This window comes from Holdemanella sp. DFI.5.55, assembly GCF_020593575.1.
Taxonomy (GTDB): domain Bacteria; phylum Bacillota_I; class Bacilli_A; order Erysipelotrichales; family Erysipelotrichaceae; genus Holdemanella; species Holdemanella hominis.
This window is the reverse complement of the sequence record NZ_JAJDMK010000002.1, coordinates 53,250-71,654: the sequence shown is the minus strand read 5'-3', so window position 1 is coordinate 71,654 and position 18,405 is coordinate 53,250. Positions and strand designations below refer to the sequence as shown.

The window sequence follows — 18,405 nt, the reverse complement described above, 5'->3', positions numbered from 1 at the left end:
GAAATGGAATTGCGTCAGGAGAGCCTGTTCGCCGACGAGACCAAGGGAGGTATCGAGGTCATCTACTCGAAATTCATCGACCAGCGGAGGATGGATTACAAGGCCCTGTTCGGTGGCTTCGACCATCTGAGGGTCATCACGTTCTCATATGGGCTAGGCTTCGTGGAGACGGTTGCCGACATGTTCGAGGATGTCGAGATAATCATCGGCTCCATGAACACCGTGCGACCCGACATCGTGGATGTCGCCATGCACCAAAAGTTGGAGATGAAGCGCCTTTCCAAGCGGAAGCAACTCGTGGAACGCGTCAAGGACGGCTCCGTGCGCATCTACTTCAACATGCGCAAGATGTCGCATGAGAAGCTGTACATACTGTCTGCCGACGATGGGCGCTGCCGCATCATCACGGGTTCAGCGAACCTCTCCAAACGAGCCTTCACGGGCGGTCAGTACGAGGAGATAACCTGCTTCGACGGCGATGCCGTGATGTTCGATAACCGCCTCGCCCGCTTCGAGTCGTTGAAGGGCATGTCGTCCACGACGCCGCTGGAACCCGCCGTCATGGTCGATTTCGCAAGTGTAGCCGGAGACTCCGAAGGTGAGTTGGAGTCGGTTCCGGTCATGAGGGCGAAGGGGGTCGTTTACCTCTGCGACATGCCGGAGGATGACGATGAGGTCGAGACCTTCTACACCTTCGACCCGAAGGACATGACGGAAGAGGAGCGCGAGCAATATGCCGCGATGCGGGAGCATAAGGTGGACTACAAGCCGGTCGCCGGTGGCCGCGTCATCATCCCTGATGAGGTGCGTCGCGTCATCAGCGCGGCAAGGGAGGCCAAAGCAGAGCGTGAGGTGCGTGCAATCGCCTATCCTAAGTTCCATTACGACACCGAGAGCGGCACGGCGACGCTGAACGGGGAGGTGTATGAAGTTCAGCCGGAGGGTGCGTGGGTAGATGATGCGCACCGCATCTCCGACATCATGCGCGGGTACGATTCTTTCATAGGTGATGTCGAGGTTACGAAGCAACAGTTCTTCAAGGTGCTCGCCTTCATGTTCACCGCGCCGTTCATGACGAGGGTGCGAAAGGTCGCGATGCGCCATGGCTACTCCTTCACGCTGTTCCCCCTATACTGCATTCTTTACGGTGACTCCAATGCGGGCAAGACCACCTTCATGGAACTGTGCCTGCAAGCGATGTACGGTTCTTCGCAGACGGGCAAGGTGTCACACGAGGAGTGGACACCGACCGGAATCAAGGCAATCAACCGCCTCTGCCCGGAAATGGGATTGCTGATTGACGATATGCCGTGGAAGCGATTCCAGACGAATGCCGATGCAATCATAAAGAGGGACGGGGCTTGGCTGAACCGCGAAGATGTCCTCAGCCCTATCTACACGTTGACGGTGAACAAGATGGGCGGGTTGAAGCCCGAGCTGGCGAAGCGCTCTGTTCCCATACGGACAGAGGTCCGCATCGACCGCGAGGTCGGCACGGTCGGCAAGAAGACTCTGAGCGATTCGATTGGGAGGCTCACAACCGCCTTCTTCCTCGAATACCTTGCCCGCATGGAACCGCTGGTCGAGGAGATGGAGGACATGATACGTGTCGGGTCGCGAGACTATCTTCCAGACCTCCTGAACCTGTCGAGTGTCACGTTGCGGGAGATGTTCGAGGAGGCTGGCGAGTCCGATACGTGGAACACGCCCTTGACGTTCCGCGATTTCATCGGTGAGACCGCGACCGCCCGTGTGGCGAGGGAGAAGCTGCTTGAGGCATGGCGCGTAGACCCCTCGCAGTTCAAGGTGCGTCCAAACAATCAAGGGGTGGAATACAAACCGGATGGCTCTGATGCCGATAGGACGCTCAAGTTCGAGGTGAAGGCCATCTATGACGAACTTCCGGCATATCTCAATGCGGCGATGGTGAACAGCGTCATCGTGTTCAAGGATACCGCCTCTCTTGAGTCGTTCCTTGGCGTGAGACTCGACAAGAGCCTCGGCGCGATGGTGCGCAGGGCTGTCCGCACGATGCGCGGAGGCAAGGCGGATTAGACGACAGGCGGTAGGTTTTAGATGGGCAAGTCATGGGTAGCTGCTGGTGGTCGAACAATAACGGACGAGATGGTCGAGCGCTGGGAGCGCGAGTTGGAGACGGGCGAGTTCTTCGACAAGGGGGTGACGGTCGGCGGTGTCGTGGACGGTCAACCTCACCGCTCGATGGATGAGGATGGGGAGATTCTTGGCTTAGACGGCGATGATGTATGATGTACCCGTACCGGCGAGGGCATTCAGGACTTCAAGAAACGTGTTCATAGGCATTGCCCCTCTCACCGTTCGCACACGGGGGTTAGCCGGTACGGGGATGTATGGGAGCTGATACGAGTCTCGACCTCGTTTTCAGTTATTCGCAGGTGCTGGTAACGCCTGCGAACGAACCCAGTTTCCCGGCAGCACTCCATATCCCAACTATGGGGTGCTGCACCCCTTGGATTGCATGATGATGGAAGGAAATCGACATGAGTTATTACAACCCAGAGGTGTACGACCCGAAGAAGCTGTTGGGGGAAGATGCGGCGGTGATGGAGGGGTTTTCGCTCTGCGGGCAGATGGTCCTCGACAGGCTCGATGAGATGGAGGACAACGGGCTGATGGATGAATCTATCCCCCTGTTCAGCGAGCTGTACCGTCAGGTGGCTCATGACATCAAGGGGCGTATCGCCAACCTTCTTGACTGTGAGAAAATCGAACTCACCGTCTCCCTCATGGAGGCCGAGCCGGAGCGCTACGCAGCCGATTAGCCGCCAATCTCCCGTTCCCACCGATATGGCACCTCAGGTAAGACCAGCGATGCGGTGGAAAGGCTTCGGATAGCGTCGAAGAGCGGAGAGATGGCAAGGAGACGAAAAGAGCTGACATGCTCGGCGATGGAAGAGCGAAGACTTCAACCGACTTGACGTGACTCGATAAGGAGCTGAGTTGCCAAGTTCAGATGGGATGCGAAAGGGAATAGCAGAGCAAAGAGCGGACTGGAGAAGCGGGGAGATGCCCGCACGGAAGGGGTTGCGCCTCGGCGCGGCCCCTTTTCTCATGGACGGAGAGGGAGGGAAGGCAAGGAGGGAGGAGAAAGGGTTGACGGTTCCAGAGATGGCGGCGGTGCAGAGATGGCGGGTGGTCCGCATGGGTGGCGGATGGGGGAGGGCAAGGATAGGGGCAAGCCCCTATGACCCAGTTCCACGCAGGGGCGACCTTGTGAAGAAGGTATGTAGGAATGTAGTTTACCACATTGATAGCATGATAGGTTGATATAATTAAGCCACAGGCAACCACGAGGGAAGGAACCCCACCATGAAGTACAAGGGCATCGAGCTTGAGGGTCTGGACAAGGATGTCAAGCTGGCGCACAGCCGCTTCACGGAGGCCGACGAGGGCACCGACTGGATTGACAAGTTGCTCACCTGTGACAAGGCCGCGCTCATGCCGACCCAATTCCACGAAGTCAGCGCCCTCAGCTCCGTCATCAATATGGACTACCAGATTTGCAACGGCGGCATAGAGCAGTACGTCTTCAACGGCTACCACGAGTACCGCGCACCGTACAGCGATGATGACGTGGCGCAGCTCGATTTGAACCAGCAGTTCATAATGCTTTGCAGGTTGGTGGCTTTCGGCGGCGATGTCTTCCCCGGGATGGATAAGAATGAGGCCGTCCTTCGTTGGGCGGGGAACTTCCACCACTGTGATTGGGAATCGCTTCTCGATGGCGATGAAGATGGGTATGTTGACGAGTATCAGTTGGGGAAGTTGGAGGAGTGCGAGCAGGCTTACTACGACGGTGTTAGCGAACATGTGGCTTTTCTCTGCGAGGCATACGCCCAGTACCTCTGCAAGTCATACGGAATCGCCTAGCTGGTCGATGAAGGGGGCACCCACGAGGTGTCCCCTTTTCCTTGGCATGGGCGAATCGTTCCCGCGTGTCCATGAAAAGGGTTGTGTGCGATATATGTAGGTTCCTACTTTACCATATTTGTGGGTTGGTAGTTTGCTATGATGATAGCGGCACAACGGAAAGGACACGCCATGGGCAGCTACTTCCACGTCATCGAGCGCAAGGTCGGCGGGAACCTCGACGCGTTCCGCCGTGAGCTCGGCCGTCTCCGCGAGAGCGGGCACTTCCACCGCGACCGCCATGAGCGCATTATGCGCATCGCCAAGACGGTGGGTTTCGGCCACATCGTCCGCCAGTGCCTCGTGGACACCGGGCACCGCGCCGGTTGCGAGGTCCATGTGCTCACGAGCACGGGAATCGTCCTCGTGTTCAACGCGCATTCGCGCAAGCTCGTCACCGTCCTTGTGGCGCGTCCGGGTCAGGTCGCGCGTTACTACGAGCCTTTCGGGGAGGATGTGCCGGATTGGCTGATGGCTCGGGCGTATGAGAACACCTGCGTCCGTCATCTGAACTACTAGGAGAAGGGAAGGAAACGACATCATGGATTACTACTTCTTCATCAAGCTGCGCCGCAAGGTGCCCACGCGGAAGCACAAGCTGGGCATGGACACCGCAGTTTGCCGCGCCCACAGCAAGGAGGAGGCGGTGGCGCAGCTCCTACCTGAGATGCGGGATTGCGTCGAGTTCGTGTCCCAGCGCTGGACGATGCGCGATTGCTACCCGAACCCGAAAGGTATACTGAGGGACGAGGTTATCTAGCCATCAAGGGAAAGGATTGAGATATGGCTGACAAGAAGGACGAGATGTATCTGGTGGGCTGGTGCCCCGATTGCGGAAGGACCGTGGTCGTGCGGAAGGAGGATGAATGGACGTGCGGGTGCGGGCATGACCTGCTGAACCTCACCGCCTGTTCCTCCCCCGTGGAGATTGCCGATGCCGTCGCGCTGATGGAGACCGTCAAGAACGACGCTTTGCGCGAACCTGATGCCATCCGTCGCCCCACGCTCGCCGAGGAGGCTGCGAACGCCCGTGCGGCTGCTGCGGCCTTGGCCGAGGAGGAGACGCGTTGCGAGGATGACGGTGACGATGGTGCTCCCGACATCATCAAGGAACTGTTCTGCGAGCTGTTCCGTGACGATGATTGCGAGGGTTGCCCCCTGTGCCGAAAGGACGGTGGCACGACCGACTCCGACGAGCTGCCCGGTGAGGGCGAGGTGCGCATGTTCATGGTTACGCCGACGCCGTTCCCGGTGTGGGTGCGCGGTGAGGACTGGGTGGATGCCGCCCATGTCTTGCGCGGCGACATCGAAGAACTTGCCATCGCCGGTTTCTCGGCTGCGGTGAAGGAGGGTTCGGTGCATCTCAACGCCGTGCCCGTCAGCGATGACGAGGATGCGCCGGGTATCGTCATGTTGGAGAAGGTCGTCCGCGAGTAGCGGGCCGGTTCATATGGTTGCGGGGCCGTGCCGCAGGTGGCGCGGCCCCTTTTTCGACCCGAGAGGGAGAGGTCATGGAATCCAAGTACGATTACGTCGTGTTCGACATCGAGACCACGGGGCTTCACCCCGAAAGCGACCAGATTTGCGAGATTGCCGCCATCGGCGTGAAGGACGGCCTGCCGCAGGGCTTGTTCTCGACGCTCGTGGCGATTGAGGGGTCTATGCCCGAGGCTGCGGGGCGCGTCAACGGCATCACCGACGATATGCTCAAGGGCGCTCCCGCCATCGGCGATGCGCTTGACGCGTTCCTCGACTTCATCGGGGAAGACGCGACCCTCGCGGGGCACAACATCGCCTCCTTCGACATCCCGTTCGTGCAGGCCGCAGCCGCCAAATCCGGTCGCGTCTTCATCTACCCCTATGTCATCGACACGTTGGAGGTGGCGAGGGAGCTGTGGCCCGACCTGCCCAGCCGCTCCATGGACAGCCTGCGCGACATCCTCGGAATCGAGCGCACGGACGCGCACCGAGCATTGGCGGATTGCTATGACGAGCTTGCGCTCTTGAACGCCGAGCTTTCGGTCATCATGCAGTCCTACGCCCGGAAGATGGATTACTGCCGAAGCGAGCTTCTGCATATCGCCGGTGAAATCGCCGAGGAGATTGGGGAGTAGGCGGTCGCCGTGGATGGCATGGACACCGTTTACAGCTTGGAGGTCTGGGTGCCGGACGGGGAGCAATGGCGCTGGTCCGCCATCGGCGCGTACCCGACCTTGGATATGGCCGTGGCCGTCGGCGAGGGCTTTCTGTCCGTCAAGCCCTACCGCGTGAGGCGGGTGACGGGTGTCGGTGGTGGCTTCCGCGACTTCCTTGCCGAGGAGGTCTTCGCCAACGCCCTGACCGGTCGCATGAGGCTCCTGCGTGAGAAGTTCGGCCATAAGGGGAGGGGGTAGGGTCTCCCAAGTCATGATGGAATTATGCGTCTCAATGTTTCCATCATTATTGTTTTATAGTTTGCTATGATTGTAGGCAGCAGACGGCACCGAAGGGACGGTGCCGAGGACCATGGAAGGATGGTACGTATCATGAAGAAGGACGGGAACCGCCTTGAGGGCATCGGTGAGCGAATCGCCGTGCGCCTGACCCTGCTTGAGGAGGCTCTGGGCATGACCCCCGGCGACCCCGAGATTTACGGCAACTGGATTGCCTCGAAGGCCCCCGAGCCGGAGAACGGCGCTGAGGAGGTCGGGGTCATCGAGGGCATGGATGCCGTGGAGGACGCGACCACCTGCTTCCCCCGCACGGAGGATGGCGTGCCCTTCTGCTGGGACTACCAAATCAAGGGCTTCTTCAAGGACGCCTGCTCGGCCCTGCGCCGCGTGCCCGGTACCCGTTCGAGCAAGCTGACGGCCTTCAAGAAGGTTATCGACGGCACCGTGTTCGTGGAGCAGCGCAGAATCCCGTTCCAGCTCCCCGAGGGTGCCGAGTGCGGTCGCTGCGAGCGCCCGCTTCGCGCCAGCTCCGCCTCCGGCGAGCGCGTGGCGCTGGCCGCATCCGAGACCGTCCCAGCCGGTACCGTGCTTGAGTTCAGCATCCTCGTGATGAACCCCAAGGACGCGGAGACCGTGCGCGAGTGGCTGGACTACGGTGCCCTGCGCGGCCTGTTCCAATGGCGCAACAGCGGCAAGGGCCGCTTCGAGTGGGAGGAGGTCGCCAAAGAGGACTGACCGCGCGACCCATATACGCGGATACGGCACCACGGGTAAGACCGGCGATGCTGCGAGATGGATACGAAACGCGGCGCACGTCAGAGGCGAGCGCAGAGGTGAATGTACAAGCTGCGGATTCGCACCGAAACGCACCGATACGAAGGGAGATGGAAAAGACAGGCAATGCAGCGCGATGATGCGCTCATAGGATGACGGCGGGTCATGGGGCTTCAACGGCACCGTGGCCCGTCCATATAAGATATACTCCTGATTACATGGAAGGATGATGCAGATGACAGGTCAGACGGACACCGTGGTGAGGAAGCGCCGCGCACTCATCGCCGTGGGCGTGCTGCTGCTCGCGCTTTGCGCGGGTGGCGCGTACCTCGCCCTCAAGGGCGGCAAGACCGGCGGTGCCACCTTGGGCGGTTACGATGACATGACCAAGGAGGAGATTCAGGCCGAACTCGACCGTCAGGCGCGTGAGTCCATGATGACCATCTCGCTGGACATGACCCCGACCCTCTCCGCCGATGGCTCCAAGCTGGCAGTGCGCGTCGCCAACGTCGAGGAGAACCGCTTCGACCAGCTCATCGAGGTGGAGCAGGACGGCAAGGTCATCGGCTCCTACAAGGGACTCAAGCCCGGTGAGAAGCTGGACGAGATTGACGTGACCGGCGCGAAGCCCGGTGCCGCGACCGTGACCGTTCAGGCCATGGAGGACGGCGAGCCGTCCGGCAACCCCTCCGGCTTCGAGGTCACCATCGCCGCATCCGAATAGCCGTAACATCGCGATAGGGAATCGCGAGCGGATAGGACCCCGTTTAGGGGAGAAAGGGGCATGACATGCCTAAGTTCAAGAAGGGCCTTGCTGGAATCATGGCTGCGGCGATGCTCGCAACAGCCATCGGCACCCCGGCTGCCGCCTTCGCGGCCACGAACAAGACCACGACCGTGACGGTCAAGGCAGATGATTCCAACCTGACGGTGACGGTGCCGACGGTCATCCCGTTCACCATGGGCGCTGACGGTCACCTGACCTCCGCCTCCTCGGGTGCGCTGCAAATCGTCAACGGCTCCAATTTCGGCATCCACGTCTCCGGCGTCTCCGTGGCGAAGCAGTCCCCGTTCAACATCGTGGCCGACGCCTCCAAGGCCAGCGAGGACAACGCGGTGGACTTCCAGTTCGGCGTGGACTCCGCCCTCATCGACGCCGCCGCCCCGAAGGCCAAGACCGGTTCCTACGACCTCGCCCCGACCGGTGCCGCAGGTGCGACCCTCGCCCTCAAGGCGCAGGGAGACGCGAAGAACGTCAAGGAGGACATCGCCAAAGACAAGACCGTGGCGACCATCACTTGGACGTTCGCTGCCGGTAACGCGAAATAGTCTCATCTCGATGTTGTTGCAGCCAGAGTTTGGTGTTTTTTCATGAAGGGAGGGGAGGATGAGAAAAGGAAAAGGTATCGCCTCTTGCATGTGCGCGGCATATCTGATGTTGGTGTTTTCCTTGATGCCCGCGCGAGCTGAGGCGGTGCGAGCCGAACCAGTTCCCGGTGATGAGACGGTTGTTGCTGAACCGATGCCGAATACGTCGTTGGTTTCTGAGAATATTAGTATGTATTCATTTCCAGCGTCGGCGCACATCAAGGCAAATTATGGGCTGGACTCGATTATTTTATCGGCGACTTATGAGAATAATAGTGATGGCGGGCAGTATTTTTGCGCATGGATGGCTCCGCATGTCGGCACGACGAAGCCCATATTGGTGATGCTCCCTGAGGCTTATGTCGGTGCGCAGAGCATTGGCCCTGAGGTCTCATCGGGTGATGTGAAGGAGGTCGTGGCTCGATACACCGGTAACCCAGTCAAGCGCCAGTCGAGCTGTGTGCTGGATAAAACGAATCACGTATATAGTGTGACCACAGGGTTTACGTCGTCATCATATAGATTTGGAACATGGATGGCGTTAAAGTTCAGTGATGGCAGTTATGATACTGATAACGCTGACAACAAGACACCGGGTATGATTACCATTTATGACCCGATTGTGTACAGTGCAACATGGGTGGACTCGAGTTCTTCCGATATGTATCGAGTGGATAAGGAGCATTCCAAGGTCTTATATCCGTATGGTCTCACTTGGAATGCTTTAGGCTATCCTATTGCGACGTATGATAGGTACGCCCATTATCAGGTGAAGTCCTTGAGTGGTCGTACCGCGACGGAGGTCGTGAAGCTGCCTGCTGTCGGGCAGTTCAAAGTGACATATCATGCGAATGGGGAGGGCGTGTCCAACATGCCGTCTCCATCAGGAACGAAGTGGTTCTATCAAACAGAGAATATCACCTATACGGAACCAACGCGCTCGGGGTACACGTTTGGGGGATGGTATACGGAGCCGGATGGTGGGACACGTTACGAGGCTGGGCAGTCGGTGACTGGCCGTGCGATAGATTTGGACCTATATGCACATTGGGAAAGCGATGTGACCGACGAGAAACCACCCGCTCCCGGTACGATACAGGTGAGGGTTCCGACCACGATTGCCTGCACTTTGTTGGGGGATGGCACCGTCGTCGTTCCCTCCGGTCTATCCATCAAGAACTCCGGTGACGCTGTGGTGGTCGATGCCTATACGGCTGACGCCATGGGAAACGCAGTCGATTTCACGCTCGACATCGGTGGGGCACGTGCACTGAGTCGAGCCGGTGGGAAGGATGTCGCGCCGGCTCGCGGAATCGACTTGAACAGCGGGACCACAGGTGCCTTGGCGCTCAGTGTATCGAAGCTGAACCGTCAATCGAACGGGAACCTCATGGATTCCGCCACCACTGGCGCAGTCGGTATGGTCAGGTTGGGCTTCAAGTTCAACTTGAAGGAAATTCAAGGGAAGGTGTCCATTGAGGGAGGCACATCAGTAGGCTCCATGATGACGGCGAAAGTATCTGGTGCGCAGGAGGACGTCGTGCCGGGATACCAGTGGTATCGCGTCGGTGAGAATCGTGAGTCTTTGGTGTCTGAGTACATTCCGATGTTCGGTGAAGTGGAGCGGGAGTTCACTTGCGGTGACAACGCGGCACTCACCTTCTCAATCATGGACTCCAACTACGTCAGGAACGACGTGACGGTCACGGTGTTGGATGCGGAAAGTGGTCAAACCGTGTACAGCAAGACCATGGTGTCTAACGGGTCCTCCGAGACAGGATTCTTGCCACGGGCGGGACGCTATCGCTTGCGCATATCGAACAACGACCCGATGGAACATTATCTGGACGCATACGTCGATTCCAAGTCGCCCATGGAGATTGTCGGGGCGACAGGTAGCACGTATGTCACCACCGGTGAAGACGATGGAAAGCAGTTGTTTTGCAAGGTCTCCGATGCTTCCGGCAGGTATACGGGGACGTTGACGAGCAATAAGATTCTCCCGACCCGTGAGAACCCGAAGGAGGCATCCAATGAGTAGCCATATCTCGCCCCGTGCAATCACGGTTTCGCTTGCATTGGCCCTTGCGACACCCGTTGCTATGTTAGGCTCCCCCGCCTTTGCAAACACCACTCAGGTGACCATCCGAGCCATAGAGTCCGATGATGGGAAGCAGGAGGCTGGCAGTTACGACAAGACCGGTGGCATCGGGTTCACGCCGGTCATCACCGCCTTGGGAGCGGCCTCGGTCGCGTGCCTGACCCTCGCGCATCGGCTCGACAAGGACGATGATGGCGAAAATTCGGCTGTATGATACCTTGACCTGCCCGTTTCCTGCCTGACGCGCTGTAAGCCGATTCTAGGCGATACCATCCGACATAGGTCATCTAGAACATGGATGACGAGAAAGACCCCGCAGATTTGATTCTGCGGGGTCTTTTTTCAGCTATTTCCAGTTCGTTTGCTCAAGCCCTAGGTTGGCCTCACCGGTCTGCGTCACGTTCACGGCATTCGGGCGGGCGGTCACGCTCCATCGCCTTGGACGCCTCCTTGGCGTTTACCGCTTCCTCCTTGAGGGAGACGGGTCGGTCGATGGCGGCTTCCCGACGGCGCTCCTCCCGGTACAGCTCGTAGGCCGGTTCGAGTATCACATCCCTCCTCACATCTATGAGCTGCGAATAGAACTCGCGTCGAACTTCGCCGATGCCCGGGGTCTCCTCGATGAGGCGGTGTATTGCGTCGAAGTCCATCTTGGGCATGATGTCGCCGAGCGCGGCGCGTGCCCTCGCGCCTTCATCGGATAGCAGGAACTCATGGTAGGAGACCTTGTTCTTGCCGATGCGAAGTGCCGCGCGTGGGAAGTCCAAGACCCTCTTCACGAGGCTGTCCCTGTCCTTGATGAAATCAGACATGGCGGATTCGTTGAGCGCCGGATAAAGGCTCGAACCGCAGTCGTAGACGGGTGCAAGGTCGATTATGGCGTTCGCACGCCTATCGAGGATGTATCCCCAGTTTCCGGCGTGCCTGTCGAAGTTGCCGATGAGGGAGTCCACGGCGAACATCTGCCAATATCTCTCCTCGGCTGCCTCCCTGATGCCTTCGAGGTAATCATGCTCGGAGAAGATGCCGAGGAGGTTTTCGAGTAACGGTGTGCGCCCTCCCGCCGTGGAGCTTCCGAGGAATGAGTTCTCAAGTTTCTTGAACTCGACGAGTGTCACATCCTCCGCGTCCGGGCGGGATTCTATGAAATCGCGACAGGCGACGACGGTCCTCCCGTTGAATGTTCCCAATATCGTCTGCTGGGTCGGCAGACCGGCGAGAGCGTAGATGTGCGAGCCAAGGTATTCGGATACCGGCGTGCTGGCGTAGCTCGCTTGCAGCGGCTTGTGTTCGTCCGATTCGAGCTTCTGCCCGAACTTCAACATGTAGACCTCGCCGTTGTATATGATTTTCCTCTTGAAGTCGGCTCCCTCGTAACTGTTGACGAGACCCTTGCAATCCGTGAAATCAATCATTCCCATGCTTCCATCCGTACTGCACGTAGTACCACCGCACCCACGCGTCGTTCTCCTCGCTGACGCTCCGCGCCGATGCCTGCACCTCGTCGAGGTAGCAGTCGAGGTTCATCACCTCGTCACGCTCCCAAGCTGCCAACAGCTCGTTTATCGCGAGTTCGAGGTCATATGGCACCTCGAATGGCAACTGGTTCGGTCTCAGGATACCAGTCGTGTCCATACGGTCATCCCTCCTTTCACATAGTTTTATATCTTACCATTATACTACAATACCCCTACATTCTCAACCCCCTCGATAGTTGGTTGCAGTGGGAAGGCAAGGAGAGAGGAGGAGGGGTTGATGGTCACAGGAAGGACGGTGTTGCGGAGATGGCGGCTGGTTCGCGTGGGTGACGGATGGGGGAGGGCAGGGATAGGGGCAAGCCCCTATGACCCAAGTTCCCTGCGGGGCGACCTTGTGGAGAGCGTATGTGGGATTGTAGTTTACTACATTGGTAGTATGGCACATTGATATAATTAAGCCACAGGCAACCGAGAGAAAGGAACCGACATGTTCGAGCCGAAGTGCGACTGGTGGAGGAAGATTAAGTGGGAGGACAAGACGGTCCTGTTGAAGGGCATCCTCTCCATCAAGAGGAAGGATTACGGCAGGTTCGTCGAGCTGGCGATGGACGCGGGCATGAGGGAGGCGCTTGCCGGGGATTACGACGAGGAGTCGCAGAGCGGCGAGTTCTGGTTCGATGCCGAGAAGGAGGGGCCGCGCGGCATCCTCAACTGGCTCGGCTTCTCGGTGGAGGACGAGACCGAGGATGGCATTGATTTCGTCTTCTTCGAGGACAGCGGCATCGCCGCGTACAGGGATGACATGGGCCGCGCCGTCTTCGAGGCCTGCGCCCCCGTCATCGGGGCCGGTTCGGTCCTCGTGTTCATGGAGAACTGGGACGAGGCAGAGGAGAAGGACCCGCGCATCTGGCGCTATACGTTCGATGGCGAGAAGATGCACGTCCAAGGTGGTCGCTTCGTCTTCGACTAGGTGGCAAGAGGGGCATCCGCGAGGGTGCCCCTTCCTTATGGAGAGTCTATGTGGCATACTGTGTTACCATATTTATAGTATTGTAGGTTGCTATAATTAAAGCACGTTAAGACCCAAGGGAAGGAAGCCACATGAAGCGCAACGACCTGAACGCCATCATCACGGGCATCGTGCATCGCTACATCGAGGACGGCTGGGTCCTTGAGATGGACAATGCGAGTTACAGCGATGTCGTGGGCGTGCATTTTCTCTCCCGTGGCCGTGAGCGCGTCGCCGTCGGCATCCGCCGCCCCGAGTTGAAAGAGGTGGCTGAGGACGGTCGCTTCGCGAATTTGCGGGGGTTGGACTCGCGCATCCTGTTCGAGTGCCGCGCCCCGAAGGGGTCCTTTGATTGGGACGAGCCTGAGAACGTCATCAGCGAGCGCGTGTTCTTCAAGGTCGATGGTGATTGGTACGTCGATGATGCCCATGAGGCGGATGGAGCGAAGGCCAAGAGGCGCGAGAGGGCGAGGCGCGACTTCTACCGCAATGTCTCTTCCCGTTCATTCCACCCCACCAAGGCGTTCCTCGACAAGTGGGTTCGCGAGATGTACGGATGGAAGAACGTCAGACCCTCCGATGTCGTCATAACGAAGGAGACTTGCGCAAAGGGGATTTATTACCGTGTGCGGAAGACCGTCGGCAATGGGGACTTCTTCTCGGTCACGAGCTTTGGAAAGCGCTAGGCGCGGCATGGGAGGGGCACCGGAAGACCGGCGACCCCTCCTTGATTTGTTGAAGGATTGGGAGGATGAAGAAGATGGAGAACCTTGTCGAGGACAACGGAATCTGCGATTGCCATTACCTGCTGACCATGCGGTTGGCCTTGCAGAATGAGGTTGAAAGCCCATTTGGTGATAACTGCATATATGACTTGGGTGATTGGTGCGCACCATGGTGGCGCAAGCCCGTGAGCTACGCCGATTTGGATGCGTTCTTCGAGTCCCACGGGTGCGGTTGGCTCCGCCAGTCCATCGGCATCGGTAGTTGGCGCGGCGTGGCAGGGGAGGGTGAGAAGGCCGAGCGGATTATCCGCACGAGCCTTGAGCAGCATGGCCTTACGCTCGAACGGGCACGTGCCCGTTACGGCAAGAGGCGCGTCAGCGAAGCTAGGAAATGGGCTGAGACCGTGGCTTTCTTCGCCACCGGGTGCTCGTTCCTCGACATCGCCGAGGTCGTTGACAGGTCGGTGGCGCAGGTGTCCAAGGAGATATACGACACTTGGTGCGAGGATTATTACATCGGTTGCGTGGACAACATCGCCAAGTTGGCGTTCGACGGTTATCTGGTGCGCGAGCAGGGACTTGATGAAGATGGAGTCGAACCGGGCGAGGTCATCGTGCTTGAGGAGTACATGGAGGGTGTACCGCAGGAATCGCGCGGCCTTGGCACGTCCGACGTACACGGCGTGTAGAAGATATGAAGGTTACTATATTCCAACTATACTGGCATTGTAGTTTGCTATATTGGTAGTGCCGAAAAGGCAGGTAGTCACATCCGAGTAGATTGGATTCAGAATGGCAATCAACCGAGTCATCATCGAGGGCAATCTGACGCGCGACGTGGAGATGCGGGCCACCGCCAGCGGCCTCGCGGTCGCCGGGTTCACCGTCGCGGTCAACGAGAAGCGCAAGAACGCCGAGGGCGAGTACGTCGATGCCCCCGTGTTCGTCAAGTGCTCCCTGTTCGGCACCCGCGCCGAGAAGCTGTCCAAGTACCTCCTCAAGGGAACCAAGGTCACCATCGACGGCAAGCTGCGCTACTCGCAGTGGGTCAAGGACGATGAGAAGCGCCATGAGCTGAGCGTCATCGTTGACCAGCTTGAGTTCAGCGGCGGCAAGCGCGAGCAGACAGGCGACGCGCCAGCGACCCCTTACGAGCCGTCCCACGCGGCACCCGCCCCGGTTCCCGAACCCGAACTCGACCTCTATGACGAGGACATCCCGTTCTAGGTCCGGTCGTGAGACCCGTCCTATTCGCGGTCGGTTGGGCGTCCCTGATGCTGGCGGTCGTGCTCGCGGCATCCGGCATCGCCCACGACGCCGCCTACATCTTCGCGCGGAGGAGGATGACCCGCGCACGGATGCTGCGAATCTCCCTGTTCGCCCTCCTCGCGCTCATCTTCATCCTCATCTCGTTCCAAGTCTGACATCTATGAAAGGTCCCGCATATGGCTATCTCGGATAAGGTCAAGGTCGGAATGGCGGAATACGTGGTCCCGGCCACCATCCTCGTGGAATTTGCGGCAATCGCCGCGCTCGCATGGCGTCTGGGCGGTTGGGTCTGGTCCGTGGCGGCGATGGCGATGGTCGCCGTCCTGCTCCTTTTCGCCCTCGCGTTCTGCAAGGCTGCGAAGGCCGCCGACCCCGACGGGGCCGATGACTGGTGGGGAGAGTGATGTGGATGAAGTCCAAGGGAGGGCATATGGCCCGGAACCCGCGCCCCATCGACGGGGGCCTCGCCATCATGGTGGCCGCTGCGGCACCGATGGGCGCTATCGTCTCCCTCGCCTTGGGCTGCTATATCGGCCTGAGCGCACCCGAAGTGCTCGCGGTCGCGTTCCTGTTCACCGCGCTGCTCACCATCTACGCCGTGACGGTTCGCGCCCTTTGCTTGGAATACCGCAAGAGCGGCCTCGCTGATTAAGCGACTCATGAATCAAGACATGAAAGGACTGATGTATATGTTCACGATTCTGTTCCTCAACCAGAAGGGCGGTGTCGGCAAGACCACCCTCGCCGACGAGCTGGCGTTCGCGCTTGAGCGCCGAGGCTCCACGGTGGCGTTCGTATCCACCGACCCGCAGGGCGGCTCCGTCCACGAGGTCTGCGATGACCCGGACTACGCCGAGTCCTGCGATTACCAGATTGTCGATACGGCGGGCGTCTTGAACGACGGCATGGGCGATTGGTGCCGCGCCGCCGATGTCATCCTCATCCCCATGCTCCCGAGCACGCGCGATGTGGAGCCGACCATGCGCACCTACCAAATCGCCAAGGACTCCGGCACAGGTGCGGCAATCCGCCTCGTGGTCAATAACTTCTACGCGTTCGGCAAGCTCGACAAGCAGCTCGTGGAGTTCCTTGAGTCCGAGCAGGTGCCGGTCATCGCGAAGGTGCCCCGCGCGGTCGCCCTCTCGCAGGCCGCAGCCGAGGGCAAGTCGGTCGCGGAGCACAGCCCGCACAGCCACGTCATCCCGGCTCTTGAGGAGCTGGCAGATTCCATCATCAATGAGAAGGAGAAGAAGTATGTCTAACAACAGCAACGCCTTCATGGCCTCCGCGAAGAAGTCCAAGCGCCAGCAGGCCTCCATCCAGCACGCGCAGCCGGAGGTCGATGAGCTGGTGTGCATCAACGTCCGCATCCCGAAGTCCATGCACACGAAGCTCCAATATCACAAGGTGGAGACGGGTGAGAACATGACCGTCCTCATCAACCGCCTCCTCGAAGCCGAGTTCGCGTAGGCGGTGCGCGATGGGAAAGCGAACCGGGGTATACAAGTACATCCATGCGCTCCCCCGCGATGCCTACGGGAACCGCTATCGCATCGGGGGCAAAATCCTCTCCCAGAAGTTCGGTCTGGGCACGGTCATCGGGGTCGCGCGTGGCGGCGATGGGCGCATCTGCGTCGTCTGCAACTTCCGCGCGGCCTACGGCGAGGCGGGCAAGTTTACCTCTAAATGGCGCACGTGGCTCGTGCCCGCCGAGGAGGGCGTCGCGGTCGAGGTGAAGGAGGAGACGGATGTCGAAGCCCGATAAGCCCATATTCAACCAACAGGGCGGACGCGGGAAGCTCTACGGCCCGACTCATGGGGCGACGTACATGGGCACGTACCAGATGCCCGACGGCAAGATGGACCGCCGCATGTTCAACTGCGCCACCAACAAGGACGCCATCAAAGCCTACACCGATTGGTGCGCCGACATGGACGCGCGAATCTTGGAGGAGATGGAGGAGAAGGTGCGGCCCAAGGCGAAGGCGCAACAGCCGAAAGAGAAGCCTGCATACACGGAACCGTTCAAGAAGGACGAAGTGAAAGGAGCCGACATGGCGACAACGGCAGATGCGAAACTCGACAAGATTTACGTCGTGATGGTGGTCGGCGGCGTGGCCGTCGCGTGGTGCGAGTCATTCGACAAGGCGGTGGCCGTCTGCGACGCGCTCACCCTCGGTGCGAAGGCCAGCGGTTTCGCCGCCACCTACGATGTGGTCGAGGTCAAGAAGTGGACGGCGTAGACATGTTGAAGCTGAATTTTGAAAAGTCGATTTTCATCCCGACGGGTTGGCCGGGTTTAGATGCCGAACTTAACGGTGGGCTGCTGTCGAAGACCGTGACGGCTGTTCTTGCGAAACCCGGCATGGGAACATCCGCATTCGCGATGAACATCTGTCTTAATGCCGCCGCGCACGGCCATAGGTGTCTTCTCTTTACACATGATGGCGTCGATTTGTGCTTTGCGAAGATGCTTGCGTCAGAATCTCTCGCCTCCATTCATACAGCCCTGCGATTGCATTCTAATGCCGATGTCGTGAGCGATGAGATTCTGACTGCTTTAGAAGACCTCTCCAAATTGGATATAAAACTTCGTGATATTCCATCTACTGTAGTTGAGCTAGAGAATGTTATCAGCGAGTTTGCGTATGTCGATAATTCCGGGCGCGGGAAATCGACCGTGATTGTGGTAGACGGATTGGATGATTTTGATTGCAGCCCCACTAGCCTCTGCAACTGTTTGAAGAAGTGCGCGGACTCTTGCAATGCGGCGGTCGTGTTGACTGCGCACGGTTGGCACGATAGCGCTGATGTGAAGAATGCCATGGAGCGTTGCGATGCCGTTCTGTCAATCGCGCAGGATGAGGACGAGGCCGCGACGGAGCTGTCCATCCATAAGTGCCGATACAGTGGCCCCTTCTACTATGGCGGACATACCGTGCGGTTGGTGTTTCTACCGCGTAACGCGAAGTTTTACGAGTTGGACATGAGCGATGAGCATGAAGTCTCTTAGAAGAAGCATCGGCGAGATTTCCAGAAGATGAGAGGGTTGAGCGAGTTGAGCGCATCGAAACGTGAACGCAGACATGCCGAGCACAAGCGTTATTACGCACAGACCGCCTTCAAGTACGAGCGGCGAAGGTGGACGGATGACGAGGATAAGTTGGTTCTCATCCAGAGGATTCCCGATAGCGAGCTTTCACCAATCATCAAGCGTTCGATGAAGTCCATCTCGAACCGCCGCTGGCGTTTGCGCAAGGCGGCATCTGAGAACAAGCGAACCGGCAATGCCGGAGAGTAA

At 58.9% G+C, this 18,405-nt stretch carries 29 protein-coding genes; 27 read left to right on the top strand and 2 right to left on the bottom strand.

Annotated elements, in window-relative coordinates; genetic code table 11:
- Positions 1–3 precede the first annotated feature (3 nt).
- The 14 genes from LJE08_RS01040 (at position 4) to LJE08_RS00975 (ending at position 10,837) form a co-directional block, all read left to right on the top strand.
- Positions 4–2,055, top strand: a complete 2,052-nt coding sequence (locus LJE08_RS01040; RefSeq protein ID WP_227402182.1) for a phospholipase D family protein — start codon at positions 4–6, stop codon at positions 2,053–2,055.
- 21 nt (positions 2,056–2,076) lie between these two features.
- Complete coding sequence (locus LJE08_RS01035) at positions 2,077–2,268, top strand: hypothetical protein (RefSeq protein WP_227402181.1); 192 nt, start codon at positions 2,077–2,079, stop codon at positions 2,266–2,268.
- Positions 2,269–2,519: 251 nt separating this feature from the next.
- Positions 2,520–2,801, top strand: a complete 282-nt coding sequence (locus tag LJE08_RS01030) for a hypothetical protein (protein WP_227402180.1) — start codon at positions 2,520–2,522, stop codon at positions 2,799–2,801.
- Between the two features lie 547 nt (positions 2,802–3,348).
- Positions 3,349–3,909, top strand: a complete 561-nt coding sequence (locus LJE08_RS01025) for a hypothetical protein (RefSeq protein ID WP_227402179.1) — start codon at positions 3,349–3,351, stop codon at positions 3,907–3,909.
- A gap of 138 nt (positions 3,910–4,047) precedes the next feature.
- Positions 4,048–4,467 (top strand): hypothetical protein, encoded by a 420-nt coding sequence (locus tag LJE08_RS01020; protein WP_227402178.1) that lies wholly within the window; start codon positions 4,048–4,050, stop codon positions 4,465–4,467.
- Positions 4,468–4,489: 22 nt separating this feature from the next.
- On the top strand, positions 4,490–4,708 hold the full coding sequence (locus LJE08_RS01015; protein ID WP_227402177.1) for a hypothetical protein: 219 nt from the start codon (positions 4,490–4,492) through the stop codon (positions 4,706–4,708).
- 23 nt (positions 4,709–4,731) lie between these two features.
- Positions 4,732–5,385 (top strand): hypothetical protein, encoded by a 654-nt coding sequence (locus LJE08_RS01010; RefSeq protein WP_227402176.1) that lies wholly within the window; start codon positions 4,732–4,734, stop codon positions 5,383–5,385.
- A 74-nt stretch (positions 5,386–5,459) separates the two neighbouring features.
- Positions 5,460–6,062, top strand: a complete 603-nt coding sequence (locus LJE08_RS01005; protein ID WP_227402175.1) for a PolC-type DNA polymerase III — start codon at positions 5,460–5,462, stop codon at positions 6,060–6,062.
- A gap of 9 nt (positions 6,063–6,071) precedes the next feature.
- Positions 6,072–6,341, top strand: coding sequence for a hypothetical protein (locus LJE08_RS01000; RefSeq protein WP_161808251.1), 270 nt, complete (start codon positions 6,072–6,074; stop codon positions 6,339–6,341).
- Positions 6,342–6,473: 132 nt separating this feature from the next.
- On the top strand, positions 6,474–7,115 hold the full coding sequence (locus LJE08_RS00995) for a hypothetical protein (RefSeq protein WP_227402174.1): 642 nt from the start codon (positions 6,474–6,476) through the stop codon (positions 7,113–7,115).
- A gap of 274 nt (positions 7,116–7,389) precedes the next feature.
- A complete protein-coding gene (locus LJE08_RS00990) occupies positions 7,390–7,878 on the top strand; it encodes a hypothetical protein (protein WP_227402173.1) in 489 nt (162 codons plus the stop codon).
- Positions 7,879–7,943: 65 nt separating this feature from the next.
- Positions 7,944–8,483 carry a hypothetical protein gene (locus LJE08_RS00985; protein ID WP_227402172.1) on the top strand — a complete coding sequence of 180 codons (540 nt, stop codon included), beginning with the start codon at positions 7,944–7,946 and terminating at the stop codon, positions 8,481–8,483.
- Between the two features lie 58 nt (positions 8,484–8,541).
- Positions 8,542–10,563, top strand: coding sequence for an InlB B-repeat-containing protein (locus LJE08_RS00980; protein WP_227402171.1), 2,022 nt, complete (start codon positions 8,542–8,544; stop codon positions 10,561–10,563).
- Positions 10,556–10,837, top strand: coding sequence for a hypothetical protein (locus tag LJE08_RS00975; RefSeq protein WP_227402170.1), 282 nt, complete (start codon positions 10,556–10,558; stop codon positions 10,835–10,837). Before LJE08_RS00980 ends, LJE08_RS00975 begins: the two co-directional genes overlap by 8 nt.
- Before the next feature lie 169 nt (positions 10,838–11,006).
- On the opposite strand, the gene LJE08_RS00970 is transcribed toward LJE08_RS00975, so the two are convergent.
- On the bottom strand, positions 11,007–12,044 hold the full coding sequence (locus LJE08_RS00970; RefSeq protein ID WP_227402169.1) for a HipA domain-containing protein: 1,038 nt from the start codon (positions 12,042–12,044) through the stop codon (positions 11,007–11,009).
- On the bottom strand, positions 12,031–12,258 hold the full coding sequence (locus LJE08_RS00965) for a hypothetical protein (protein ID WP_227402168.1): 228 nt from the start codon (positions 12,256–12,258) through the stop codon (positions 12,031–12,033). The genes LJE08_RS00970 and LJE08_RS00965 overlap by 14 nt, the downstream gene beginning before the upstream one ends.
- 330 nt (positions 12,259–12,588) lie before the next feature.
- Here LJE08_RS00965 and LJE08_RS00960 point away from each other — a divergent pair, with 330 nt between their 5' ends.
- The 13 genes from LJE08_RS00960 to LJE08_RS00900 all read left to right on the top strand — a co-directional run bounded on the left by LJE08_RS00960 (position 12,589) and on the right by LJE08_RS00900 (position 18,405).
- On the top strand, positions 12,589–13,071 hold the full coding sequence (locus LJE08_RS00960; RefSeq protein WP_227402167.1) for a hypothetical protein: 483 nt from the start codon (positions 12,589–12,591) through the stop codon (positions 13,069–13,071).
- A gap of 131 nt (positions 13,072–13,202) precedes the next feature.
- Positions 13,203–13,796 (top strand): hypothetical protein, encoded by a 594-nt coding sequence (locus LJE08_RS00955; protein WP_227402166.1) that lies wholly within the window; start codon positions 13,203–13,205, stop codon positions 13,794–13,796.
- Positions 13,797–13,861: 65 nt separating this feature from the next.
- Positions 13,862–14,524 (top strand): hypothetical protein, encoded by a 663-nt coding sequence (locus LJE08_RS00950; RefSeq protein WP_227402165.1) that lies wholly within the window; start codon positions 13,862–13,864, stop codon positions 14,522–14,524.
- 103 nt (positions 14,525–14,627) lie between these two features.
- Positions 14,628–15,062 carry a single-stranded DNA-binding protein gene (locus LJE08_RS00945; protein WP_227402164.1) on the top strand — a complete coding sequence of 145 codons (435 nt, stop codon included), beginning with the start codon at positions 14,628–14,630 and terminating at the stop codon, positions 15,060–15,062.
- 47 nt (positions 15,063–15,109) lie between these two features.
- Positions 15,110–15,259, top strand: a complete 150-nt coding sequence (locus LJE08_RS00940) for a hypothetical protein (RefSeq protein WP_227402163.1) — start codon at positions 15,110–15,112, stop codon at positions 15,257–15,259.
- 21 nt (positions 15,260–15,280) lie between these two features.
- On the top strand, positions 15,281–15,508 hold the full coding sequence (locus tag LJE08_RS00935; RefSeq protein ID WP_227402162.1) for a hypothetical protein: 228 nt from the start codon (positions 15,281–15,283) through the stop codon (positions 15,506–15,508).
- A gap of 5 nt (positions 15,509–15,513) precedes the next feature.
- A complete protein-coding gene (locus tag LJE08_RS00930) occupies positions 15,514–15,756 on the top strand; it encodes a hypothetical protein (protein WP_227402161.1) in 243 nt (80 codons plus the stop codon).
- Positions 15,757–15,763: 7 nt separating this feature from the next.
- Positions 15,764–16,366 carry a ParA family protein gene (locus tag LJE08_RS00925; RefSeq protein WP_227402160.1) on the top strand — a complete coding sequence of 201 codons (603 nt, stop codon included), beginning with the start codon at positions 15,764–15,766 and terminating at the stop codon, positions 16,364–16,366.
- A complete protein-coding gene (locus LJE08_RS00920) occupies positions 16,359–16,574 on the top strand; it encodes a hypothetical protein (RefSeq protein WP_155234626.1) in 216 nt (71 codons plus the stop codon). Before LJE08_RS00925 ends, LJE08_RS00920 begins: the two co-directional genes overlap by 8 nt.
- A gap of 10 nt (positions 16,575–16,584) precedes the next feature.
- Positions 16,585–16,869 (top strand): hypothetical protein, encoded by a 285-nt coding sequence (locus LJE08_RS00915; RefSeq protein ID WP_129980604.1) that lies wholly within the window; start codon positions 16,585–16,587, stop codon positions 16,867–16,869.
- Positions 16,853–17,347, top strand: a complete 495-nt coding sequence (locus LJE08_RS00910) for a hypothetical protein (RefSeq protein WP_173786324.1) — start codon at positions 16,853–16,855, stop codon at positions 17,345–17,347. The genes LJE08_RS00915 and LJE08_RS00910 overlap by 17 nt, the downstream gene beginning before the upstream one ends.
- 2 nt (positions 17,348–17,349) lie before the next feature.
- On the top strand, positions 17,350–18,117 hold the full coding sequence (locus tag LJE08_RS00905) for a DnaB-like helicase C-terminal domain-containing protein (RefSeq protein WP_227402159.1): 768 nt from the start codon (positions 17,350–17,352) through the stop codon (positions 18,115–18,117).
- A 45-nt stretch (positions 18,118–18,162) separates the two neighbouring features.
- Positions 18,163–18,405, top strand: a complete 243-nt coding sequence (locus tag LJE08_RS00900; RefSeq protein ID WP_227402158.1) for a hypothetical protein — start codon at positions 18,163–18,165, stop codon at positions 18,403–18,405.

Coding starts and splice junctions, on each gene's coding strand:
- LJE08_RS01040 (WP_227402182.1), top strand. CDS start 4: ATGGAATTGCGTCAGGAGAGCCTGTTCGCCGACGAGACCAAGGGAGGT.
- LJE08_RS01015 (WP_227402177.1), top strand. CDS start 4,490: ATGGATTACTACTTCTTCATCAAGCTGCGCCGCAAGGTGCCCACGCGG.
- LJE08_RS00940 (WP_227402163.1), top strand. CDS start 15,110: ATGCTGGCGGTCGTGCTCGCGGCATCCGGCATCGCCCACGACGCCGCC.
- LJE08_RS01010 (WP_227402176.1), top strand. CDS start 4,732: ATGGCTGACAAGAAGGACGAGATGTATCTGGTGGGCTGGTGCCCCGAT.
- LJE08_RS01035 (WP_227402181.1), top strand. CDS start 2,077: ATGGGCAAGTCATGGGTAGCTGCTGGTGGTCGAACAATAACGGACGAG.
- LJE08_RS00965 (WP_227402168.1), bottom strand. CDS start 12,258: ATGGACACGACTGGTATCCTGAGACCGAACCAGTTGCCATTCGAGGTG.
- LJE08_RS00905 (WP_227402159.1), top strand. CDS start 17,350: ATGTTGAAGCTGAATTTTGAAAAGTCGATTTTCATCCCGACGGGTTGG.
- LJE08_RS00975 (WP_227402170.1), top strand. CDS start 10,556: ATGAGTAGCCATATCTCGCCCCGTGCAATCACGGTTTCGCTTGCATTG.
- LJE08_RS00970 (WP_227402169.1), bottom strand. CDS start 12,044: ATGGGAATGATTGATTTCACGGATTGCAAGGGTCTCGTCAACAGTTAC.
- LJE08_RS01005 (WP_227402175.1), top strand. CDS start 5,460: ATGGAATCCAAGTACGATTACGTCGTGTTCGACATCGAGACCACGGGG.
- LJE08_RS00925 (WP_227402160.1), top strand. CDS start 15,764: ATGAATCAAGACATGAAAGGACTGATGTATATGTTCACGATTCTGTTC.
- LJE08_RS00980 (WP_227402171.1), top strand. CDS start 8,542: ATGAGAAAAGGAAAAGGTATCGCCTCTTGCATGTGCGCGGCATATCTG.
- LJE08_RS00935 (WP_227402162.1), top strand. CDS start 15,281: ATGGCTATCTCGGATAAGGTCAAGGTCGGAATGGCGGAATACGTGGTC.
- LJE08_RS00920 (WP_155234626.1), top strand. CDS start 16,359: ATGTCTAACAACAGCAACGCCTTCATGGCCTCCGCGAAGAAGTCCAAG.
- LJE08_RS00915 (WP_129980604.1), top strand. CDS start 16,585: ATGGGAAAGCGAACCGGGGTATACAAGTACATCCATGCGCTCCCCCGC.
- LJE08_RS00985 (WP_227402172.1), top strand. CDS start 7,944: ATGCCTAAGTTCAAGAAGGGCCTTGCTGGAATCATGGCTGCGGCGATG.
- LJE08_RS00950 (WP_227402165.1), top strand. CDS start 13,862: ATGAAGAAGATGGAGAACCTTGTCGAGGACAACGGAATCTGCGATTGC.
- LJE08_RS00960 (WP_227402167.1), top strand. CDS start 12,589: ATGTTCGAGCCGAAGTGCGACTGGTGGAGGAAGATTAAGTGGGAGGAC.
- LJE08_RS00910 (WP_173786324.1), top strand. CDS start 16,853: ATGTCGAAGCCCGATAAGCCCATATTCAACCAACAGGGCGGACGCGGG.
- LJE08_RS00930 (WP_227402161.1), top strand. CDS start 15,514: ATGAAGTCCAAGGGAGGGCATATGGCCCGGAACCCGCGCCCCATCGAC.
- LJE08_RS01030 (WP_227402180.1), top strand. CDS start 2,520: ATGAGTTATTACAACCCAGAGGTGTACGACCCGAAGAAGCTGTTGGGG.
- LJE08_RS01020 (WP_227402178.1), top strand. CDS start 4,048: ATGATGATAGCGGCACAACGGAAAGGACACGCCATGGGCAGCTACTTC.
- LJE08_RS00995 (WP_227402174.1), top strand. CDS start 6,474: ATGAAGAAGGACGGGAACCGCCTTGAGGGCATCGGTGAGCGAATCGCC.
- LJE08_RS01025 (WP_227402179.1), top strand. CDS start 3,349: ATGAAGTACAAGGGCATCGAGCTTGAGGGTCTGGACAAGGATGTCAAG.
- LJE08_RS00945 (WP_227402164.1), top strand. CDS start 14,628: ATGGCAATCAACCGAGTCATCATCGAGGGCAATCTGACGCGCGACGTG.
- LJE08_RS00955 (WP_227402166.1), top strand. CDS start 13,203: ATGAAGCGCAACGACCTGAACGCCATCATCACGGGCATCGTGCATCGC.
- LJE08_RS00990 (WP_227402173.1), top strand. CDS start 7,390: ATGACAGGTCAGACGGACACCGTGGTGAGGAAGCGCCGCGCACTCATC.